The sequence below is a fragment of the Pseudomonas sp. DTU_2021_1001937_2_SI_NGA_ILE_001 genome (assembly GCF_032463525.1).
Lineage (GTDB): Bacteria > Pseudomonadota > Gammaproteobacteria > Pseudomonadales > Pseudomonadaceae > Aquipseudomonas.
In genome coordinates this window covers 2904229-2925642 of sequence record NZ_CP135971.1, presented here as the reverse complement: position 1 = coordinate 2925642, position 21414 = coordinate 2904229, and the positions used below count along the sequence as shown (strand labels likewise).

Here is a 21414-nt window from a genome sequence, read left to right as displayed (position 1 = left end):
CAATGGATGCAAGTCTTGTAGGAAACGTCTTTGAGGCGGTTCCGGACACGACGCCTGGCGAGCGGCTTCATGCCCGGAACCCGTGCATCACTTCACGCCCACGCCATAGAAGGAGTTGAGGCCGAACGGGCTGATCTTGAAGTCCAGCACGTTGGCGCGCATCGGCTGGTACACGGTGGAGTGCGCGATGGGGGTCATCGGTACCGCGTCTTTCAGGATGTGCTGCGCCTGCTTGTACAGCACGGTGCGCTGGTCCTGGCCCGGCGTGGACTTGGCCTGCTTGATCAGCTTGTCGAAGGAGGCATCGCACCACTTGGAGTAGTTGTTGCCGTTGACCGCGTCGCAGCCGAACAGGGTGCCCAGCCAGTTGTCCGGGTCACCGTTGTCGCCGCTCCAGCCGATCAGCATGGCGCCGATTTCGCCGGCCTTGGCGCGCTTGAGGTACTCACCCCACTCGTAGCTGACGATCTTGGCGTTGATGCCGATCTTCTTCCAGTCGGCCTGGATCAGCTCGGCCATCAGGCGCGCGTTGGGGTTGTACGGACGCTGGACCGGCATCGCCCACAGGGAAATCTCGGTGCCTTCCTTGATGCCGGCTTCCTTGAGCAGGGTCTTGGCCTTCTCCAGGTCGTACGGGGCATCCTTGATGGTGGTGTCGTAGGACCACTGGGTCGGCGGCATGGCGTTGACCGCCAGTTGCCCCGCGCCCTGGTACACCGCGCTGATGATCGCCGGCTTGTTGACCGACATGTCCAGCGCCTGGCGCACCTTCAGCTGGGCCAGCGGGTTGGGGGCATCGCTGCCCTTGACCTTGTCGGAGACGTTATAGGCGATGTAGCCGAGGTTGAAGCCGGCCTGCTCGGGCATCTGCAGGTTCTTGTCGGCCTTGAGACCTTCGAGGTCGGCCGGGCGCGGATAGGCGGTGACCTGGCATTCGTTGCGCTTGAGCTTCTGCATGCGCACCGACGGGTCGGTGGTGATGGCGAAGATCAGGTTGTCGACGCGAACGTCGGAAGGGTTCCAGTATTCCTTGTTGCCGGTGTAGCGGATGTTGGAGTCCTTCTGGTAGCTCTTGAACACGAACGGGCCAGTGCCGACCGGCTTCTGGTTGATCTCTTCGGGCTTGCCTTCCTTGAGCAGCTTGGCGGCGTACTCGGCGGACTGGATCGAGGCGAAGCTCATGGCCAGGTTCTGGATGAACGCGGCGTCGACGGTGTTGAGGCTGAATTTGACCGTGTAGTCATCGAGCTTTTCGATCTGCTTGATGTTGGTGTCCATGCCCATGTCGGTGAAGTACGGGAACTCGGTCGGGTAAGCCTTACGGAACGGCTGGTCCTTGTCGATCATGCGGTTGAAGGTGAACAGCACGTCGTCGGCGTTGAAATCGCGGCTAGGCTTGAACCACGGGGTGGTGTGGAACTTCACGCCCTTGCGCAGGTGGAAGGTGTAGGTGAGCAGGTCCGGAGCGATGTCCCAGCTGGTCGCCAGGCCCGGTACGACAGCGGTGCCACCACGCTCAAACTGGGTCAGGCGGTTGAAGATCGTTTCGGCACTGGCATCGAAATCGGTCCCGGCCACGTACTGGGCAGGGTCGAAGCCGGCAGGGCTGCCTTCGGAGCAGAACACCAGGTTACCGGCGGCCTGTGCGAGGGGCGCGCCGGCCAGCAGGCCGGCACTGACGAAAAACGGAACAAGCGCGTGTTTGAGCATGTTGGCCTCAATTTATTGTCACTTTGGATTCGGGCAGCAATGCGCTGCACCAGAAAGGGCGTCATGCAGGGTATATACCCAAATTGGAAAACTGACGTCAGATAAGCGCGCCAGGATGGGACGTTCGTACAGGAATGTCGCAAATGTGTACAAAGTCTGCCCGGTTGATCGTTTGCGCGGCGGAGTTTACGCCTAACGTGCATCAAAATGTATCGGACAGATGTGTACGATGCACCCGAATGGGGCCCGGTGTGTTACCGGGCCCGCAGGGATGGGGTCAACGGCTCAGGCTCACGCCGTAGAAGGGCGTCAGGCCGAACGGGCTGATGCGGAAGTCCTGCACCTCCTTGCGCATGGGCTGGAACACCCGGGAGTTGGCGATCGGGGTGATCGGCACCTGGGCCTTGAGGATCTGCTGGGCCTGCTGATACAGCTTGATGCGCTCGTCGCGGTTGCTGGTGGTCTTGGCCTGGGTGACCAGCTTGTCATAGGCCGGGTCGCACCACTTGGCGTAGTTGCTGCCCTTGACCGCCGCGCAGCTGTACAGCACGCCCAGCCAGTTGTCCGGGTCACCGTTGTCGCCGGTCCAGCCGTAGATCATCACGTCGTGCTCGCCGGCCTTGGCGCGCTTGATGTACTCGCCCCACTCGTAGCTGACGATGTTGGCCTTGATGCCGATCTTGTCCCAGTCGGCCTGAATCATCTGCGCCGAGAGCCGGGCGTTGGGGTTGGAGGCGCGCTGCACGGTCATGGCCCACAGGTTGATCTGCGTGCCGGGGGCGACGCCGGCTTCCTTGAGCAGTTGCCGGGCCTTTTGCGGGTCGTGCGGGGCGTCCTTGATCTTCGGATCGAAGCCCCACTGGCCAGGCGGCAGAGCGTTTTCGGCGAGTTGCCCGGCACTGCGGTACACGGCCTTGATGATCGCTGGCTTGTCGATGGCCATGTCCAGTGCCTGTCGCACTTTCAGCTGGTCGAGCGGCGCATGGGTCACGTTGTAGGCCAGGAAGCCCAGATTGAAGCCCGGCTGGCTGAGCACCTTGAGATTCGGGTCCTTCTCGGCCACCTCGATGTCTTCGGGGCGCGGGTAGCCGCTGACCTGGCATTCGCCGGCCTTGAGCTTCTGCAGGCGCACGGCGGCGTCGGTGTTGATCGAGAAGATCAGGTTGTCGATCTTCACGTCCTCGGGTTTCCAGTATTGCTTGTTGGCGGTGTAGCGGATCTGCGCGTCCTTCTGGTAGCGCTTGAACACGAACGGCCCGGTGCCGATCGGCTTCTGGTTCAGCTCGCCGGCCTTGCCTTCCTTGAGCAGCTTGGCAGCGTACTCGGCAGACTGGATCGAGGCGAAGCTCATCGCCAGGTTCTGTACGAAGGCAGCATCCACATTGTTGAGGTTGAAGCGCACGCTGTAGTCGTCGAGCTTCTCCACGCTCTTGATCGTGGTGTTCAGACCCATGTCGGTGAAGTAGGGCGATTCCGAAGGGTAGGCCTTGCGAAACGGCTGTTCGGGGTCGAGCAGGCGATTGAAGGTGAACAGCACGTCGTCGGCATTGAAGTCGCGGCTGGGGGTGAAGTAGTCGGTGGTATGGAATTTCACGCCCTTGCGCAGGTGGAAGGTGTAGCTCAGCCCGTCACTGGCCACCTGCCAATCGGTGGCCAGCCCCGGTTCGACCTCGGTGCCGCCACGCTTGAACTGGGTCAGGCGGTTGAACACGGTTTCTGCCGAGGCGTCGAAGTCGGTGCCGCTGGTGTACTGGCTGGGGTCGAAGCCGGCGGGGCTGGCCTCGGAGCAGTACACCAGGGTACTGGCGGCCTGGGCCAGGGGCGCGCAGGCCAGCAGTGCGGTGGTCAGCAGCAAGGGTTTGAAGACGGTCTTGTCCATGAATTCCCCATCGTCGGGCGTGGATTGGCGTGTCGATGGAGCATGCCGCACTGATGGCTTTGCCTACAAGATCAGATGGTTCGCTCGTCAGCACTCACGGTTCTAACCCCTGCGGTGGCGGTTCGGCGCCGTCCAGTCGATCGCCCAGCCATTTCCACAGCTCCGATTCCTTGAAGTCTGGCCATTGCGCCAGCCAGCTCTCGAAGGTGCGCTGCAGGTAGTGCCAGGTGGCCTGGGTCTCTTCGGCCAGGTGCTGCAGGGCGCCCAGGCTGTGCTGGAGGGCCTGATCCTGGAGTTTCTTCAGGTCGCTGAGCGAGCTGGCCTGCTCGACCCGTGCCGGATTCGCCAGGGCCCATTCGGCCAGCAGTTCGTCCTGCCAGTCGGTGTCTTGCGGGTGGGCGAAGTAACTGGCCGCCAGGGCCAGCGGGTCTTCTTCCGGCTGGCCGTTCCAGTGCGCGAGCATGGCCTGGGCGACGCGCATGACGGCTCGCTCGGCCAGCAGCGCGGCGGCTTCGTGCAACGGATGGTCGCCGTGATCCTTGGCCAGTTGCGAATGCGTAGGGTCGGTGGAGCCGTTACGGTTCGGGTCGCCCTCCAGGAAAATCTGCGCTTCGTCGACCTGGTTGCCGAGCAGTGTCAGCAGGCCACGCTGCACTTCGTTCCAGGCGTTGTTGAGCAGGCGCAGCGGCGCGGCTTCGGCCCAGGCCTTGAACTTGACGAGGGGATAGAGCTTGCTGGCCCTGACTTCATCGCAGAATTCCAGCCAGCGGCTGTAGTCCTTGAGGTAGCGCGGGTCCGGGTGTTCGCGCAGCAGCACCAGCAACATCAATTCGTTGTCGGAGCGCTGCCCCGGCTGGGCGAGGGTGAATGCCCAGTTCTGCGCCGGGGCGACCAGGCGCGCCACGGGCGGTGCCAGGCTGGCGATGACGTCAGCGCCGGCGAAGCGCCCGGTCACCAGCGGCAGCCCGTGACGGCACTGTGCCGGAGAGGTCCAGGGCAGCACGGCGTGGCCCAGCTTGTTCAGCGCCAGTTCGACGAAGTTGGAGTGGGCGAACAGGTCTTCGAGGACATGCAGCGCGGCGCCGAAAGCGTGCAGGCCGTCGCTGTTGCGCCCGGCCTGCATGGCGACGCGCAACTGTTCCTGCAGGTAGTCCACCGAGCGCTGGATATAGCGCTTCAGGGACGTCTGCGGGTCGACCTGCAGCACTTCGTCCTCGGGCAACACCCAGGGCTCGAAGTCGCAGTCGCGTTCGGCCGGGTCGAAGGGGACCGGCGGCTCCACACGGGGGTTGTCGATGTGCTCGGTGGGGCGGTAGACACCCAGGCGGGCGTCGGTCACCCGAAACGCTTCGCGGTCCTGCAGGCGCTGTTCGGCGAACTGGCGGGAAGCGAGGATGTCGACGATGTCGGTCAGCGCTTCTCGGGACAGCAGCGTGGGAAAGGCCTTGGCCATGCGCGGACCCCGCACCAGCTTGGGGTCGAGCAACTGCGAATAATCGCGCAGCCAGTTGCCGAAGTAGACCTGCTCTCGCTCCATCTCGGAAAAGCCCAGGGTCAACAGCCCCTGTTCAAGACGCTGGTGGCTGAAATGGCCGTCGTGGTGATCGGTGGCTTCGAAACGCTCGCGATGCCGATGCAGCGTGCCCGAGGGCAGCATGCCGAGTGAGCGGTGGTCGCGCAGAATGCGCCGCAGCGCTGCTGGCGCCTCGACATACAGCTCGACCGTCTCGCCCTGCAGGTCGGTGTAGCGGGCCAGCAGGGTGGGCTGCTGCGTGTTCCAGCCGGCGCTGGCCAGGCGTTCTGCGTAGCGCACACCCTCCTCGCCGGAGGCGTCGCGGCGAACGAAGGGTTCGGCCAGGTCCTCGCGCAGCACGGTGTCGAGATAATGACCGAATTCGTGGAGAAGGATCTCCAGCAGTTCCCAGGTTCGCTGCGGGTTGGCCCGGATGTGTTCCAGCGCCGCGAGGTGAATGAGCAGGGTGCGGGTCTGTGGGTCGTACTCGGCCGGATAGAAGCCATTCTGGACGATCTGGCATGCCGGCGACGCCAGGCGCTCCTGCAGCAAGGCCGCCCTGAGCCGGGCGTAGACCTGGGGTGAAAGGTCCAGGCCGAACACCGGGGCCAGCAGCATGACGAATTCGGGCTCCAGGCAGTCGCGCGCCAGGGCGGTGAGCTGCTCCAGGGCAAAGGGGCTGTGCAGATAGGCCGCTGGCCGGGGCTGGACGCGTAACGCCAGGTCGCTTGTGGTGGGCCTGCCCATCGGCAGGCGGTGATGATGGCGTCGGCCGAGGGGCCGAGTCTGTGCCATGACAGGAGTCATCCGTGATTCCTCTTCGGGTGGTGAATGAAGGTGTACGGGACTGGAGCTTACTGTTCAGGGCAAGCAGGCCTATCGGCGCGGGGCGCCGCAAACTGTGGGATCGTCAAGCGTCGCCGGCAGGAGTGTCCGCACCGGCGAGAGAGAAAGGGTCCCGCCAGCCGGCGGGACCTGTCGCCCGGCAAGCCGGGCGGTGTGGATCAGGGGATCTGCACTTCGATGGTGCCGTTGGCGGTCACGCTGACCTTGGCGGTACCAGCTTCCACATCCGGGGTGACGGCGGCTTCGGCGCGGTCGAGCTTCATGCTCATCGGTGCCGGGGCCGGCAGGAACGGCTGTGGCGAACCCGTCGTGTTGAGGTTCAGGTTGACGACCTTGTAGCCCTGGCCGCCCATGGCCTGGGTGACCAGTTCGGCGCGCGACTTGAAGGCTGCCACGGCGTCCTTGATCAGGGCGTCTTCGCTGGTCTTGCGGGTGGCCGAGGAGATGGCGAAGTTCATGCTGTCCATCTTGAGGTCGGTGAGCATTTCACCGGTCAGCTGCGACAGCGCGGCGAAGTCGGCGCTTTCCAGGCGTACCTCGGCACGCTCGCGCCAGCCGGTGATCTTCTGGCCCTTGTCGTCGTAGATCGGAAAGCTGTTGCGGCTGCCCTGGCGAACATCGATGTTCTTGACCTGGCGGGCCTGGCCCAGGGCCTTGTTCAGCGCTTCGGTGACCTGTTTGGCGAGCTTGGCCGGGTCGCTGTCCTGGGCTTCGGTGTACAGCGTGACTTCCATCAGGTCGCGGGGTACTTCCTTGTCCACTTCGGCGCGCAGCGACACCTGGTTATAGCGGGGTTCGTCGGCCAGGGCCGGGGCACTGGCCAGGATGGCGGCACCGAGGCCCAGGAGGGCGGCGGCAGGGCGAAGTCTAAGCATGGGAACTCCTTGTTGGCGAATGGCCCTGGCTGGCAGTCTGGCCGGGCCGTGGCATAAGACTACCGGGAAAAGGTTGCGGTTCCGGTCTGCGTGCAGGCCTTTATCCACGTGCCTCATCGCTGTGGCGCATTGCCGCAGCGTTGCCGGTAGCCGGCCTGCCTTGGTTATACTCGCTCCGATCCACCCGCGCGCGTTGCGCCCAGCAGGAGAGCTCATGCTCGTCCCCGTCCTAATGCTTTCCGCCACTCGGCAAAATCTGTGGCGCCTGACCTTCATCCGTATTCTGGTGCTGGCCGCGCAGGCGGGCTCGGTGGGGGTCGCCTGGCTGTTCAACGTACTGCCCCTGCCGTGGCTGCAACTGTCGATCACCCTCGGCTGCTCGGCGATCCTCTGTGCCCTGACCGCGTTGCGCCTGCGCATGCCCTGGCTGGTCTCCGAGCAGGAATACGCCGTGCAACTGGCACTCGACCTGATCATCCACAGTGCGCTGCTGTATTACTCCGGCGGTTCGACCAACCCGTTCGTGTCCTACTACCTGGTGCCGCTGGCCATCGCTGCGGTGACCCTGCCATGGCGCTATTCGCTGATCCTGTCCGGCATCGCCCTGGCCCTCTACACCTGGCTGCTGGCCCAGGTCTACCCGCTGGAAAACTACCCGATCTCCCGGGAGAACATGCAGGTCTACGGCATGTGGCTGAGTTTTGTGCTGGCTGCCGGGGTGATCACCTTCTTCGCTGCGCGCATGGCCGAAGAGCTGCGCCGCCAGGAACAACTGCGCGCCGAGCGCCGCGAAGAGGGCTTGCGTGACGAGCAGTTGCTGGCCGTGGCCACTCAGGCCGCTGGCGCCGCCCATGAATTGGGCACCCCGCTGGCGACCATGAGCGTGCTGCTCAAGGAAATGCGCCAGGACCACAGCGACCCCGGCCTGCAGGAAGATCTGGCGGTGCTGCAGGAGCAGGTGGGCCAGTGCAAGCACACCCTGCAGCACCTGGTGCGTGCCGCCGAGGCCAACCGGCGCATGGCGGTGGAATACCAGACCGCCTCGCGCTGGCTGGACGAGTCGCTGAACCGCTGGCACCTGATGCGCCCTGAGGTCAGCTACCGCTTCCAGCAACTGGGGCAGGGCAGTGTGCCGATGCTGGCGCCGCCCCCGGATCTCACCCAGGCGTTGCTCAACCTGCTTAACAACGCCGCCGATGCCTGTGCCGAGAACCTGCAGGTGGCCCTGGACTGGGACCACTCGGAGATCGTCATCAGCATCCGCGATCATGGCTCGGGTGTGCCGTCAGCGGTCGCCGAGCAGATCGGCAAACCCTTTTTCACCACCAAGGGCAAGGGCTTCGGCCTGGGCCTGTTCCTGAGCAAGGCCAGTGTCACCCGTGCGGGCGGCTCGGTCCGGCTCTATCGTCATGAACAGGGCGGCACGCTCACCGAGCTGCGCCTGCCGCGTGACAAGCGAGGAGAACAAGCATGAGCGATGAAAACCAGGTCGATCAGGCCGACGGCGAAGAGCTGCCGCACCTGCTGCTGGTCGATGACGACGCGACCTTCACCCGGGTCATGGCGCGTGCCATGAGCCGCCGCGGCTTTCGCGTGAGCACCGCCGGCTCTGCCGAAGAGGGCCTGATCCTGGCCCAGCAGGACCTGCCCGAGTACGCCGCGCTGGACCTGAAGATGGATGGCGATTCCGGCCTGGTGCTGCTGCCCAAGCTGCTGGAACTGGACCCGGAGATGCGCGTGGTGATCCTCACCGGCTACTCCAGCATCGCCACCGCCGTCGAAGCCATCAAGCGCGGTGCCTGCAACTACCTGTGCAAGCCGGCCGATGCCGATGACGTACTGGCGGCGCTGCTCTCCGAGCATGCCAATCTGGAAACCCTGGTGCCCGAGAACCCGATGTCGGTCGATCGCCTGCAGTGGGAGCACATCCAGCGCGTGCTGACCGAGCACGAGGGCAATATCTCGGCTACCGCGCGGGCCCTGGGCATGCATCGGCGGACCTTGCAGCGCAAATTGCAGAAGCGCCCGGTACGCCGCTGAGCGGCCCGGCCAGCGACGCCAGGCCTCGGGCTTGAGCGCTCGCGCCGCCGTGCACGATTCAGAAACTGCTCACGGGCCCTGCGGGCAGCGGCTGGCGTGGTCTGGCGGGAGTTATTCACAGGTGTGATCAGATAACCGCTGCGTTATGATTGACCTTCGCCGCTTATCTAGAAGACTCAAGTTGGATATGGACACTCAAAGCAACCCGCCCCGCGCCCGCCGGAAACACCGCAGTCTCGCTCAGGAATTGGTCACCGAACTCTCTGAGCGTATCCGTTCCGGCCAGCTCAAGCGCGGCGACAAGTTGCCCACCGAGTCGGCCATCATGGAAGAGCAGGGCGTGAGCCGCACCGTGGTGCGCGAGGCCATTTCCCGTCTGCAGGCCTCAGGCCTGGTGGAAACCCGCCACGGCATCGGCACCTTCGTGCTGGACCTGCCAAGCCCCAGCGGTTTTCGCATCGACCCCGCGACCATCGTCACCTTGCGCGATGTGCTGGCGATCCTGGAACTGCGCATCAGCCTGGAGGTCGAGACGGCAGGGCTGGCCGCGCAACGCCGTACCCCCGAGCAACTGCAGGCGATGCGCGAGGCCCTCGATGCCTTGAATGAAAGCGCTGCGCATGCCAGCGACGCGGTGGCCATGGACTTCCAGTTTCACCTGCAGATCGCCCTGTCCACCGGCAACCGCTACTTCACCGACATCATGACCCATCTGGGGGCGAGCATCATTCCGCGCACCCGGCTGAACTCCGCGCGTCTGGCGCATGATGACCAGCAGCATTACATGGTGCGCCTGAGCCGCGAACACGAGCAGATCTACGAAGCCATCGAGCGCCAGGACACCGAAGCCGCCCGTGCGGCCATGCGCCTGCACCTGACCAACAGCCGCGAGCGGCTGCGCCAGGCCCACGAAGAAGCCGCTGCTCAAACCCGCTGAGCGATCGTTGCTCAGCCGCCAGCCCGCCTCTGCAAGGACTTCGGTCGGGACGCTTTCCGGCTGAAGCCCATACTGTTCGATCAAGCGCTTTGGGCCTAACTGAACCTTATTGCGACTAGAGCCAATACTGGTCAGTTAGACCATTGGAGCTTGCTCGCGAATGGCAGGCTATCTGGATCGGGTACACCCGCCGCAGCATCAGTGCCCTTTAGTCACCTTTCCGCCTTTACGGCGGGTTACTTTTGGTTTCCAGGTGCCCTGCGCGCCAAAAGTAACCAAAAGCCATTGCTCCTGGCTTGGGTCTGCCCTGCGGGCAGACTTCCCTCCTTCCGGCGCCATTCCAGGGGGCCGGCGCAATGGGCCGTCCCTGGCCCAGTGCGCCTAAGCCGGCTTCCCTGCCGGCTTACCCCCTTCCATGACACCTCCACTCGGCCTGCACCGAAGTCGCGTTTTGCGGCGTCTGTGAGAGCGGTGCTCGAAAAGCAAAAGCGACGCCAAATCAGATTGCTCTGGTCTAAAAGATCAGTATTGGTTCTAGGCCCAATACTGGTCAGTTAAGAGCTCTTCGGCTTTTGTTGGAGCTTGCTCGCGCACAGGTCAGCAAACTCCATGCATCTGCTGTGAACGTGACGCAGCTATCGCGAGCAAGCTCGCTCCCACGGTCTGAACCTGTATTGCGGCTGAAGCCGGTCCTACCCGTGCCAGACGTCCTTATTTTTTCTGCCGGCCCTGTCACCCGCCAGAAGCGGCTTCAGTCGCGAAAACGCCTTACGGCTGAAGCCGGTCGTCTCTGCTTCAATACCATTTGCTGAGCAATCGAAAGGCGGAGGTCATATGACTAAAGTCGCACGCTGGTCCCCGCACAGCCCGCGGAAATAAAGCCCTGTAGCGGCTCAAACGGCCGTTTGCGGAAAAAACCGCAAATCCCTGTTGTGGCATTCATCTTTCAGTTGTACGATGACTTACGACATCGGCAATCAGCCAGATGACTTTTCCTCTTCATGTCCCCAGGGTGTTCGAATAATGACTCCACAAGAACTCAAGTCCATCCTCTCCCACGGTTTGCTGTCTTTCCCCGTTACCGACTTCAATGCCCAGGGCGATTTCCACCGCGAAGGCTATATCAAGCGCCTGGAGTGGCTGGCCCCGTACGGCGCCAGCGCGCTGTTTGCCGCTGGCGGCACCGGTGAATTCTTCTCGCTGTCGTCCAGCGAGTACTCGCAGATCATCAAGACTGCCGTCGATACCTGCGAAAAAAGCGTACCGATCCTCGCCGGTGTAGGTGGCGCGACCCGTCAGGCTATCGAGATGGCTCAGGAAGCCGAGCGCCTGGGCGCCAAGGGCCTGCTGCTGCTGCCGCACTACCTGACCGAAGCCAGCCAGGACGGCGTCGCCGCCCACGTCGAAGCTGTGTGCAAGTCGGTGAAAATCGGTGTGGTGGTTTACAACCGCAACGTTTGCCGCCTGAACGCGTCGCTGCTGGAAAAACTGGCCGAGCGCTGCCCGAACCTGATCGGCTACAAGGACGGCCTGGGTGACATCGAACTGATGGTGTCGATCCGCCGCCGCCTGGGCGACCGCTTCTCGTACCTGGGTGGTCTGCCGACCGCCGAAGTCTACGCCGCTGCCTACAAGGCGCTGGGCGTACCGGTCTACTCCTCGGCGGTGTTCAACTTCGTACCGAAGCTGGCCATGGACTTCTACCACGCCATCGCCCGCGACGATCACGCCACCGTCGGCAAGTACATCGACGACTTCTTCCTGCCATACCTGGACATCCGTAACCGCAAGGCCGGCTATGCCGTGAGTATCGTCAAGGCCGGCGCCAAGATCGCCGGCTACGATGCAGGCCCGGTGCGCGCACCACTGACCGACCTGACCGGCGAAGAGTTCGAAATGCTCGCCGCGCTGATGGACAAGCAAGGCAAGCAGTAAGACCGCCAGGGACCCAGGCCGCTGAACCTTCAGCGGCCTTGGTCGTTGCGGGCCCGGCCGGTGGACGTGTCGTTGTCGACGATGTGACCAAGGGGCCGGTCGGGCAACCTAAAAAACAGCATTAACCCGCGTAAAAAAATAATGAGTGGGAGTTCTACCAATGCAAACGTCCAAGCCGACCCACGTCCGCTATTTGATCCTGTTGATGCTGTTCCTGGTCACCACCATCAACTATGCCGACCGGGCCACCATCGCCATTGCCGGCTCCAGCCTGCAGAAAGACCTCGGCATCGATGCCGTAACCCTCGGTTTCATCTTCTCCGCCTTCGGCTGGGCCTACGTGGCCGGGCAGATTCCCGGCGGCTGGCTGCTTGACCGCTTCGGCTCGAAGAAAATCTACGCCCTGAGCATTTTCACCTGGTCGCTGTTCACCCTGCTGCAAGGCTATGTGGGTGAGTTCGGCCTCTCCACCGCGGTTGTCGCGCTGTTCATGCTGCGGTTCCTGGTCGGCCTGGCCGAAGCGCCATCCTTCCCCGGTAACGCGCGCATCGTCGCGGCCTGGTTCCCCACCTCCGAGCGCGGCACCGCCTCGGCGATCTTCAACTCCGCGCAATACTTCGCCACCGTGCTGTTCGCTCCGCTGATGGGCTGGATCGTCTATCGCTTCGGCTGGCAGCACGTGTTCGTGGTCATGGGCGCAGCCGGTATCGTGTTCTCGGGTATCTGGCTGAAAGTCATCTACAGCCCGCGTCAGCACCCGATGATCAACCAGGCCGAACTCGAGCACATCGCCAACAATGGCGGCATGGTCGACATGGATGAGAAGGCTAAGGACAACGGCGCCGCCAAGGCCGGTCCGAAATGGGACTACATCCGCCAGCTGCTGACCAACCGCATGATGCTGGGTATCTATCTCAGCCAATACTGCATCAACGCCATCACCTACTTCTTCCTCACCTGGTTCCCGGTGTACCTGGTGCAGGAACGCGGCATGACCATCCTCAAGGCCGGTTTCATCGCCTCCTTGCCGGCCATCTGCGGCTTCATCGGTGGCGTGCTGGGCGGGGTGATTTCCGACTACCTGCTGCGTCGTGGCCACACGCTGACCTTCGCGCGCAAGGCACCGATCATCGGCGGCCTGATGCTCTCCACCACCATCGTCACCTGCAACTACGTCGATATCGAGTGGATGGTCGTGGGCTTCATGGCTCTGGCGTTCTTCGGCAAGGGCGTGGGCGCGCTGGGCTGGGCCGTGATGTCCGACGTTTCGCCAAAGCAGATCGCCGGTCTGAGTGGCGGCCTGTTCAACACCTTCGGTAACCTGGCATCGATCACCACCCCGATCGTCATCGGCTACATCATCAGCACCACCGGCTCGTTCAAGTGGGCCCTGGTCTACGTGGGCGCCAACGCCCTGCTGGCGGTGTTCAGCTACCTGTTCATCGTCGGTGAGATCAAGCGTGTGGAATTGAAAGAGCCCCCAAGCAAGGGGTCATCGCTGAATCAGCCAAGCAGCGACCTTTCCAAAGCCTAAACCTGAGGTAACCGTGATGAGCCTGATCCAACACGCCGATTCACCGCGCTACATCCGCCTGCACCCGCGGGACAATGTGGTCGTGGTGGTCAACGACCAGGGTATCGCTGCCGGTACCCGCTTCGAGGATGGTCTGGAAACCGTCGAGAACGTGCCGCAAAGCCACAAGATCAACACGGTGGACCTTGCCGAAGGCGATGCCGTGATCCGTTACGGGCAGACCATCGGCTATGCCTTGCAGCCGATCCCGCGTGGCAGTTGGGTGCGTGAAGACCTGCTGCGCATGCCAGCGGCCCCGGCGCTGGACAGCCTGCCGATGTCCGACGCCGTGCCGGAGAAGGAGCAGCCGCTGGAGGGCTACACCTTCGAAGGCTATCGCAACGCCGACGGCACCGTAGGCACGCGCAATATCCTGGGCATCACCACTACCGTGCAGTGCGTGGCTGGCGTACTCGAACATGCGGTCAAGCGTATTCGCGACGAGCTGCTGCCCAAATACCCCAACGTCGACGACGTGGTGGCGCTGACCCACACCTACGGCTGTGGCGTGGCGATCACCGCCACCGATGCGTACATCCCGATCCGTACCGTGCGCAACCTGGCACGCAACCCCAACCTGGGCGGCGAAGCGCTGGTCATCAGTCTGGGCTGCGAGAAATTGCAGGCCGGGCAGGTGATGCACGAGAACGACCCCTCGGTGGACCTCAGCGATGAGTGGCTGTACCGCCTGCAGGACGCAGGCAATGGCTTCAACGAAATGATCGAGCAGATCATGGAATTGGCCGAGGTGCGCCTCAAGAAGCTCGACCAGCGCCGTCGCGAGACCGTGCCGGCCTCCGAGCTGATCCTGGGCATGCAGTGCGGCGGCAGCGATGCCTTCTCGGGCATCACCGCCAACCCGGCGCTGGGCTATGCCTCGGACCTGCTGCTGCGGGCTGGCGCCACGGTGATGTTCTCGGAAGTCACCGAAGTGCGTGACGCCATCTACCTGCTCACCTCGCGTGCGCAGGACGAGCAGGTGGCCAGCGAACTGGTGCGCGAGATGGACTGGTACGACCGCTACCTGGCCAAGGGCGAGGCCGACCGCAGTGCCAACACCACGCCTGGCAACAAGAAGGGCGGGCTGTCGAACATCGTCGAGAAATCCCTGGGCTCCATCGTCAAGTCGGGCAACAGCGCCATCAACGGCGTGCTCGGTCCTGGCGAGCGGGTCAAGGGCAAGGGCCTGATCTTCTGCGCCACCCCGGCCAGCGATTTCATCTGTGGCACCCTGCAACTGGCCGCCGGCATGAACCTGCACGTGTTCACCACCGGTCGCGGCACGCCTTACGGGCTGGCCATGGCGCCGGTGGTCAAGGTCTCGACCCGCACCGAACTGGCACGGCGCTGGCCGGACCTGATCGACGTCGACGCCGGGCGCATCGCGACTGGCCGGGCAAGCATCGAAGAACTGGGCTGGGAGCTGTTCCACTACTACCTGGACGTGGCCAGCGGTAAGAAAAAGACCTGGACCGAACACTACCGCCTGCACAACGACCTGGCACTGTTCAACCCGGCGCCGGTGACCTGACTGCTGTCAGGAACGGTTTCAGCGGCAATACCGTTCGATTAAGCGGCATGTGGGCCGGTGGGAGCGGCTTTAGCCGCGAAAGCGCCAGGAAATTCACTGCATCTGCTGTGAACAGGCGTTCGCTTCGCGGCTGAAGCCGCTCCTACCCGGCATTGGTTTCAGCCGTGACGCTGTTCGCGGCTGAAACCGCTTCTGTCGGGTCATCCAACTGCCGTCACGGCACCACCTCTCCCAGCGTTTCCAGCACGTACTCCGGCCCCAGCGCCTGCCACAGGTTCATCGCCAGCCACAGCGTCAGCAGTGTCACCGCAATGGCCAGCACCCAGACCAGCAGCGCATAGGGCAATGCCTTGCCCGCCGGCGTGCGCATGAAGCCCGGTGCACCCACCAGCAACAGCCAGCTCGACCACAGCGCCGCGACGATCAGCGCCAGCCCGGTCAGCCAGCGGTTGGGATAAAGCATCACGATGCCAGCGATGAAGAAGGGGGCGGCGGCATAGGTCACGAAACCGATGCAATGGTTGTAGCCAGGACGCGGGCCGAAGCGTCCGGATAGCCACTGGATCAGCAGGCTTACCACCCACACCGAGACCAGCATCGCCAGATACAGCAGCATGCACAGCTGCAGCGCGCTGCCGGTGGCCAGCCATACGCGTTCCTGGTCGCTGAGGGGCCAGCCGGTCTGGCTGGTGCCGATGAACAGGCACACCGCCGGCAGCAGCGCCAGCAGCACCAGGTGGCCGAGAAACTGTCGTGGGGCGGCGGCTTCCTGGCCGTGCATTTCCTGCCAGGCCTCGTGCGGATGGATCAACAGTTTGAACAGGGGCACGTTCATGCTCGGTTCTCCTTGGGGGCAGCGCTGCGCAGACCCCAAGCTTGGACGATGAGCCGTGCTGAAACGGACCGGCAGTCGCGCCGGAGTGGAAAAAACGCCGAGTTTTCCTACTACTCTGAACTTTACGCGGCGTGCTGGCCTCTTCTATGGAAGGCGCGCCGCATCGGGTGCCGTAGACAAGCATGTCGGGGAGGTTTCAGATGCCACTATCAGAACTGGGTTTGTGGACCAGCACCTTGCTGGTCGCCCTCATCATCCTGTCGGACCTGTGGGCGGTCATGCGGGTTCGTAAAAGCCGTACCAGCGCCTCGAACAAGGCGATGTGGATCATCGGCATCGTTGCGGTGCCCATCATTGGCGTACTGGCGTGGATCGTCGCCGGACCGCGCCACGCGCCCGACACTGCGCGTTACTAACCTTCGACCTGGCACCCGCAGGGCTGTCCTGCGGGTGCTGTCTGCTCAGGAGGCGTTGCTCAACGCCTCGATCAACTGCTGCTTGTTCATGCTCGAACGCCCGGCGATCTTCTGCGTACGCGCCCGGTGCAGCAGCTCTGCCTTGGTCTGCCCTTGCAACGGGCGGTCACTGTGCACCACGCCGCGCCGGGTCTGGGCGGCACGCTGCGCGGAATCCTCACGGTCCCGGCGTTTGGCAGCCTCTGACTTGCGGGTGCCGGAGCCGCCCTGACGTTCGCCACCTCCGGACTGTTTGTTGACCGTCGCCCAAGCCCTGGCTTCGGCCTCTTGCCTGGGCACACCCTGGTCTTCATAGCTTTGCTCGATGGCCGCGGCCTTGCGCTTCTGCTTGGCGGTGTAGCGTTTCTTGTCTCCGACCGGCATGTCCCATCCTCCGTTTGCTGGCGCCACGCCATTTGTGCGCCGTTCAGGTATGGAAGCGCTACGCTTGATAGGAGTTCCTGGCAATGGATCAGCGGCCGCCTGCAATGCCCTTGCAACAGTGCGGTGGTTAGATGCCGGGCATGCAAACGCACAGGGGAGTATCGATCATGGCGACAATTGGCAAATGGGCATTGCAACTGCTGGTGCTGTTTCTGTTCGCCTGGCTGGCCAGCATTGTCGGCCACTGGAGTGGGCAGGTCGTGAGCGGTACCAGCAGCGAGCGGCTGGCGCAGTTGCAGGTGCTGAACACACCCATGACCGCCGCGGTTTCGCGAGAGGCTGACGCTGCGCAGAGCCGCTGAATCGCGGGCAAAAAAAATGGCTCGCGGGGCGGCGAGCCAAGGGGATTCATCAAAGGAGTGATGTAACTTTAGGACTCCTCAGGTGAAGAGGATGTGAAATGGATGTAGACGAAACGGAAACTTCGCCGCTCAGTGTGCGGTAGCGGTGAGCGCTTCCTGAGGGGCCGTGGCGCTGATATCGGGCAGGGGGTGCGGTGCGTCCAGGCGTTCCTGCATGCGCTGGGCGAAGGCGTGGGCTTCCTCCCGGCTGCGGCAGGTCACCGGGTAGTCATCGAGTTTCACGATCCACTGGTTGGCACTGAACCCTTCTTCTATCTGGATGAGCATGACGCAATCTCCATCAGGCAAGGTGAACGGAGCCGGATGACCGGCACGGGTAATCGCGCCGAAAATCCTGCGCTTCTATGCCGATGGGCGCCAGTGCTATTTGCATGAATCGATGAATGCCCTGCCGCCGGTCAACGTACGGCGGGGCAGGGCTGTGTTCTGGCGGCTGGTGTCGAAGGCTTCAGAACGCCAGTTTGAAGCCGATCACGCCGAGCATCACGGCCAGGAAGGGGCGCAGCAGGCCGTCGGGCACCCGACCGGCCATGTGGCTACCCAGATATATGCCCGGCAGCGAACCCATCAGCAGGAAGCCCAGCAGTTCCCAGTTCATGTTGCCCATGCTGGCATGGCCGATGCCGGCTACCAGGGTCAGCGGCACGGCGTGGGCGATCTCGGTGCCGACCAGGCGCCGCGTGGGCAGCAGCGGATAGAGGATGAACAGCGCCACGGTGCCCAGTGCGCCGGCACCGATCGAGGTCAGCGCGACCATGGTGCCGAGGATCAGCCCGGTGACCACCGTGAGCACATTGAGGCTGGAACCCTTGAACAGCGAGTGACCTTCCACGCGGCTATGGGAAAAGGCCAGCAAGCGATTCTTGAACAGGATCGCCAGGGCGGTGAGCAGCAGCACGAAGCCCAGTGCCTGCTTGATGATGGCGTTCAGGGCCTCCGGTTTATGGCCCAGATTACCGAGGAACCACAACGTCAGCAGCACCGCCGGTACGCTGCCCAGGGTCAGCCAGCCGGTGATCTTCCAGTCGATGTTGTCGTTCTTCTTGTGAACGTACACGCCGCCGGCCTTGGTCACTGCGGCGTAGAGCAGGTCGGTGCCCACCGCCGTGGCCGGGTTGATGCCGAACCACAGCAGGATCGGCGTCATCAGCGAACCGCCACCCACGCCGGTCATGCCGACTATGAAACCGACCACCAGGCCGGCGACCGTAAAACCGAAACCGCCCACATCCATTATCGAACCCTGAATTACTGTTATCTGTTGTCAGGTAAAAAGTGGCGGGCAGCATAGCGATTTATGTTCTTAGAGGGTTAGAGGGATATGTTCTAACGTTATAACCATTTTCGAAGGGCTATGAATCACCAACCCTCGGGACCCGCACGAACGCCATTGGTCGCCTGCGGGGATCATCGCCGATGCTGGCCACACTCCTAGACAGTGCAGCCGTGCTCACGCGGTGTGCATTTGAGGAGGATATGCAAATGGCCAATACCGGTAACAACAATCCGGGCAATTTCGCCAACGATCCTGAACGGGCCTCCGAGGCCGGTAAGAAGGGCGGCCAGGCTTCGGGGGGCAATTTCGCCAATGACCCCGAACGTGCTTCCGAAGCAGGCAAGAAAGGTGGCCAGGCGTCGGGAGGCAATTTCGCCAACGATCCCGAGCGGGCCTCCGAGGCTGGCAAGAAAGGCGGGCAGGTATCGGGCGGTAACTTCGCCAATGACCCTGAACGTGCCGCCGAAGCAGGCCGCAAAGGTGGCCAGGCATCCCACCAGCAGGGTGAAGACAGTGGCGGGCGGGAGCAGGTCAGCGAACGCAGTGGTGAAGACGAGCAGCCTGAGCGTTAAGCCTGCCGGGTAAGACAAGGGGAGCCATGCTCCCCTTGCTTCGAAAGGTGGGTGAGCCGGCCACTGAAAATCGCCTGAACTGGTCGTACAACTCCCCCCGTGAAAGGCGTGATCTCCGCGCTGAAATCGTTTCGCCATCTATCGGTAAAGCCTCCGTTATATAAGCCTTTGGTCGAAAGTCACGACGCTGAAAAGGTGTTGTACGACGACCTATGACATGTCAGAATCATTTTGAAACAAGTTGCCTCGACCCGCTTGAAGACAACGGGGCACTCACCAGCAATCTAAAAATAATCAGGTGAAAAAATGAGAATCAAAGGCATCCGGTGGTGGATGGTCAGCCTTGTGACGGCTGGCCTTGTAGTCAACTATCTCGCCCGCAATACCCTGTCCGTGGCCGCGCCTACGCTGATGACCGACCTGTCGATCACCACCGAGCAGTACGCCAAGATCGTTGCGGCCTGGCAGCTGTGTTACGCCTTCATGCAGCCTGTGGCTGGCTGGATCATCGACTTCATCGGCACCAAGCTGGGCTTCGCGGTCTTCGCCCTGGCCTGGTCGGTGGCCTGTGCGGGTGCGGCCTTGGCCAGCGGCTGGCAGAGCATGGCCTTCATGCGCGGCCTGTTGGGCATCACCGAAGCGGCCGGCCTGCCCGCTGGCGTCAAGGCCACCACCGAATGGTTCCCGGCCAAGGAGCGCTCGGTGGCCATCGGCTGGTTCAACATCGGTTCCTCTCTGGGCGCATTGCTGGCACCACCGCTGGTGGTCTGGGCGATCCTGCACAGCGGCTGGCAACTGGCCTTCCTCATCGTCGGTGGCTCTGGCGTGGTATGGACCCTGGCGTGGATGCTGCTGTACAAGCACCCGCGCGACCAGAAACTGCTCAGCGACAGCGAGCGCGACTACATCCTGGCCGGCCAGGAAGCCCACTTCAAAGTCGAGAAGCGCGAGAAGGGCGCCTGGAAGCGCATCTTCAAGGAACGCAACTTCTACGCCATCGCTTCGGCGCGCATCCTCTCCGAACCGGCCTGGCAGACCTTCAACGCCTGGATTCCGCTGTACCTGATGACCGAGCGGCACATGAACATCAAGGAAGTGGCGATGTTCGCCTGGCTGCCGTTCCTTGCCGCCGATATCGGCTGCGTACTGGGCGGTTACCTGAGCCCGTTCTTCCACCGTCACTTCAAGGTCTCGCTGTTCACCTCGCGCAAGATGGTGCTGGTATTCGGTGCCAGCTGCATGATCGGCCCGGCCTGCATCGGCCTGGTGGAAAGCCCCTACACCGCGATCATGCTGCTGTGCATTGGCGGCTTCGCGCACCAGACCCTGTCCGGCGCGCTGTATGCCATCACCTCTGACTCGTTCAACAAGGACCAGGTGGCTACCGCCACCGGCATGGGCGGCATGTTCGGTTACCTGGGGGCGGCGGTCTTTACCCTGGTGTTCGGCATCCTGGTCACGCAGATCGGCTACAGCCCGCTGTTCGTGGTGCTGGCAGCGTTCGACATCGTCGCCGCGGTGCTGGTGTGGAAGGTCGCACGGGAGATCCGCAGCGTTCCGGTCCATGAGCCAGCAGTGACCAATGCCGGAGCACTCACCCCCGGGCATTGATCCCCGCCGGATTCGGATGCCATTGGCTGAAGCCTCGCTGTTGCGGGGCTTCAGCCTTTCTTGCGATAGGTCAGCAACACGATGGCGCCGATCACCAGGGCGCCACCGAGCAACTGCATGGCGCTGAGCTGCTGGCCGAGCAGGGCCCAGCCCAGTACCAGCGTGGCAATCGGCTCGATGTTCATCACCGGTGCGTTCTGGGCCATGTTCAAACGCGGCACGCAGACGAACAGCAAGGTGAAGGCCACGCCATAGAGCAGCACCAGACTGGCCAGCGCCAGCCAGCCGCTGCTGCTGCCCGGCACTGACAGCCCGGCCGGCATCACCCCGCTCAGCCCCGCCACCAGCATGCTGCTGAACACGATCGCCAGGGTCAGCAGGCTGCGCACCGGCCCGCGTACCTCGGCCAGCTTGTGATCGGTTATCCACAGCGCACAGGCGAATACGCAGGCCGCGCCGAACGCCAGGGCGATGCCCAGGGCCCAGGCCGGCTCGTCGGCGCCACCGCCGCGCAGGCGTGCCGGAACGTCCAGGGCCAGCGCCAGGCCACAGAGAATCAGCCCCATCAGCAGTGCGGTGCGGCGGGTCGGCCGTGGTCCGCCCAAGGCCCAGCCGAGCAGCGCCAGCAAGATCGGAAAGGTATTGCCCACCAGCAGCGCCAGGGCCACGGGAATGCGCGCCACCGCCGAATACAGGCACAGGCTCTGGGTGGCGATCAGCAGCCCGAGCAGCACCTGCCAGCCGCGCGTACCGGCCGGCAGGCTCAGCGGTTGGCGTTGCCAGGCCAGCAGGGCGGCGAGGGCGAGCAAGGTCAGGCCGGAGCGGCACAGAATCGCCAGCAACACGCCGGTGTCGTTGTCGAAAGCGATGCGCGCGGCAATGTGGTTGCCGGCGAAGCAGCAGGCCAGTAGCGCGAGCAGCGCCACGGCCAGTTTGCGGGGGAACAGCGGTGCAGCGGGGGAGGCAGCCATGTGCAGGGTCCATTCGCAGAAAGGGACGGACCGGTGAGGTCCGGCCCGT

At 63.4% G+C, this 21414-nt stretch carries 19 protein-coding genes; 10 read left to right on the top strand and 9 right to left on the bottom strand.

The genetic code is table 11. From position 1 onward, the window contains the following. Positions 1–87: 87 nt before the first annotated feature. From RRX38_RS12405 to RRX38_RS12390, 4 genes are all read right to left on the bottom strand, one after another. Positions 88–1710 carry an ABC transporter substrate-binding protein gene (locus RRX38_RS12405; protein WP_315959466.1) on the bottom strand — a complete coding sequence of 541 codons (1623 nt, stop codon included), beginning with the start codon at positions 1708–1710 and terminating at the stop codon, positions 88–90. A 277-nt stretch (positions 1711–1987) separates the two neighbouring features. Continuing rightward, positions 1988–3589: an ABC transporter substrate-binding protein gene (locus tag RRX38_RS12400; protein ID WP_295473090.1), complete on the bottom strand. Its 1602-nt coding sequence runs from the start codon at positions 3587–3589 to the stop codon at positions 1988–1990. Between the two features lie 94 nt (positions 3590–3683). Beyond that, positions 3684–5909, bottom strand: coding sequence for an HET-C-related protein (locus tag RRX38_RS12395; protein WP_315959465.1), 2226 nt, complete (start codon positions 5907–5909; stop codon positions 3684–3686). A 197-nt stretch (positions 5910–6106) separates the two neighbouring features. Continuing rightward, positions 6107–6823 (bottom strand): SIMPL domain-containing protein, encoded by a 717-nt coding sequence (locus RRX38_RS12390; RefSeq protein WP_295473086.1) that lies wholly within the window; start codon positions 6821–6823, stop codon positions 6107–6109. Between the two features lie 214 nt (positions 6824–7037). Here RRX38_RS12390 and RRX38_RS12385 point away from each other — a divergent pair, with 214 nt between their 5' ends. The 6 genes from RRX38_RS12385 to garD all read left to right on the top strand — a co-directional run bounded on the left by RRX38_RS12385 (position 7038) and on the right by garD (position 14839). Further along, on the top strand, positions 7038–8297 hold the full coding sequence (locus RRX38_RS12385; protein WP_295473084.1) for an ATP-binding protein: 1260 nt from the start codon (positions 7038–7040) through the stop codon (positions 8295–8297). Beyond that, positions 8294–8863 (top strand): response regulator transcription factor, encoded by a 570-nt coding sequence (locus RRX38_RS12380; protein WP_315959463.1) that lies wholly within the window; start codon positions 8294–8296, stop codon positions 8861–8863. The genes RRX38_RS12385 and RRX38_RS12380 overlap by 4 nt, the downstream gene beginning before the upstream one ends. Positions 8864–9050: 187 nt before the next feature. Beyond that, on the top strand, positions 9051–9800 hold the full coding sequence (locus RRX38_RS12375; protein WP_315959462.1) for a FadR/GntR family transcriptional regulator: 750 nt from the start codon (positions 9051–9053) through the stop codon (positions 9798–9800). 1023 nt (positions 9801–10823) lie between these two features. Continuing rightward, positions 10824–11735, top strand: a complete 912-nt coding sequence (kdgD, locus tag RRX38_RS12370; protein ID WP_295473078.1) for a 5-dehydro-4-deoxyglucarate dehydratase — start codon at positions 10824–10826, stop codon at positions 11733–11735. Positions 11736–11895: 160 nt separating this feature from the next. Next, the gene (locus RRX38_RS12365) at positions 11896–13269 is read left to right on the top strand and encodes an MFS transporter (RefSeq protein WP_295473077.1); all 1374 of its coding nucleotides are present in this window, start codon (positions 11896–11898) and stop codon (positions 13267–13269) included. Between the two features lie 16 nt (positions 13270–13285). Further along, positions 13286–14839, top strand: a complete 1554-nt coding sequence (gene garD / locus RRX38_RS12360) for a galactarate dehydratase (protein WP_295473074.1) — start codon at positions 13286–13288, stop codon at positions 14837–14839. 214 nt (positions 14840–15053) lie between these two features. Here garD and RRX38_RS12355 read toward each other — a convergent pair whose 3' ends face one another. Next, complete coding sequence (locus RRX38_RS12355) at positions 15054–15674, bottom strand: Yip1 family protein (RefSeq protein ID WP_315959461.1); 621 nt, start codon at positions 15672–15674, stop codon at positions 15054–15056. Positions 15675–15874: 200 nt separating this feature from the next. Between RRX38_RS12355 and RRX38_RS12350 the strand changes: the two genes are divergently transcribed. Beyond that, positions 15875–16090: a PLD nuclease N-terminal domain-containing protein gene (locus RRX38_RS12350; RefSeq protein WP_295473070.1), complete on the top strand. Its 216-nt coding sequence runs from the start codon at positions 15875–15877 to the stop codon at positions 16088–16090. 45 nt (positions 16091–16135) lie between these two features. Here RRX38_RS12350 and RRX38_RS12345 read toward each other — a convergent pair whose 3' ends face one another. Beyond that, complete coding sequence (locus RRX38_RS12345; protein WP_315959460.1) at positions 16136–16513, bottom strand: termination factor Rho; 378 nt, start codon at positions 16511–16513, stop codon at positions 16136–16138. Positions 16514–16680: 167 nt separating this feature from the next. Here RRX38_RS12345 and RRX38_RS12340 point away from each other — a divergent pair, with 167 nt between their 5' ends. Continuing rightward, positions 16681–16875, top strand: a complete 195-nt coding sequence (locus RRX38_RS12340; protein WP_315959459.1) for a hypothetical protein — start codon at positions 16681–16683, stop codon at positions 16873–16875. A gap of 129 nt (positions 16876–17004) precedes the next feature. On the opposite strand, the gene RRX38_RS12335 is transcribed toward RRX38_RS12340, so the two are convergent. Both RRX38_RS12335 and RRX38_RS12330 read right to left on the bottom strand, forming a co-directional pair. After that, the gene (locus tag RRX38_RS12335; RefSeq protein ID WP_315959458.1) at positions 17005–17202 is read right to left on the bottom strand and encodes a hypothetical protein; all 198 of its coding nucleotides are present in this window, start codon (positions 17200–17202) and stop codon (positions 17005–17007) included. A gap of 181 nt (positions 17203–17383) precedes the next feature. Next, complete coding sequence (locus RRX38_RS12330; RefSeq protein WP_315959457.1) at positions 17384–18169, bottom strand: sulfite exporter TauE/SafE family protein; 786 nt, start codon at positions 18167–18169, stop codon at positions 17384–17386. Positions 18170–18417: 248 nt separating this feature from the next. Here RRX38_RS12330 and RRX38_RS12325 point away from each other — a divergent pair, with 248 nt between their 5' ends. Together RRX38_RS12325 and RRX38_RS12320 are read left to right on the top strand one after the other, a co-directional pair. After that, positions 18418–18783: a general stress protein gene (locus RRX38_RS12325; protein WP_315962675.1), complete on the top strand. Its 366-nt coding sequence runs from the start codon at positions 18418–18420 to the stop codon at positions 18781–18783. Positions 18784–19089: 306 nt separating this feature from the next. Then, the gene (locus tag RRX38_RS12320; protein WP_295473061.1) at positions 19090–20394 is read left to right on the top strand and encodes an MFS transporter; all 1305 of its coding nucleotides are present in this window, start codon (positions 19090–19092) and stop codon (positions 20392–20394) included. A 50-nt stretch (positions 20395–20444) separates the two neighbouring features. On the opposite strand, the gene RRX38_RS12315 is transcribed toward RRX38_RS12320, so the two are convergent. After that, a complete protein-coding gene (locus RRX38_RS12315) occupies positions 20445–21365 on the bottom strand; it encodes a DMT family transporter (protein WP_315959455.1) in 921 nt (306 codons plus the stop codon). Positions 21366–21414 lie beyond the last annotated feature (49 nt).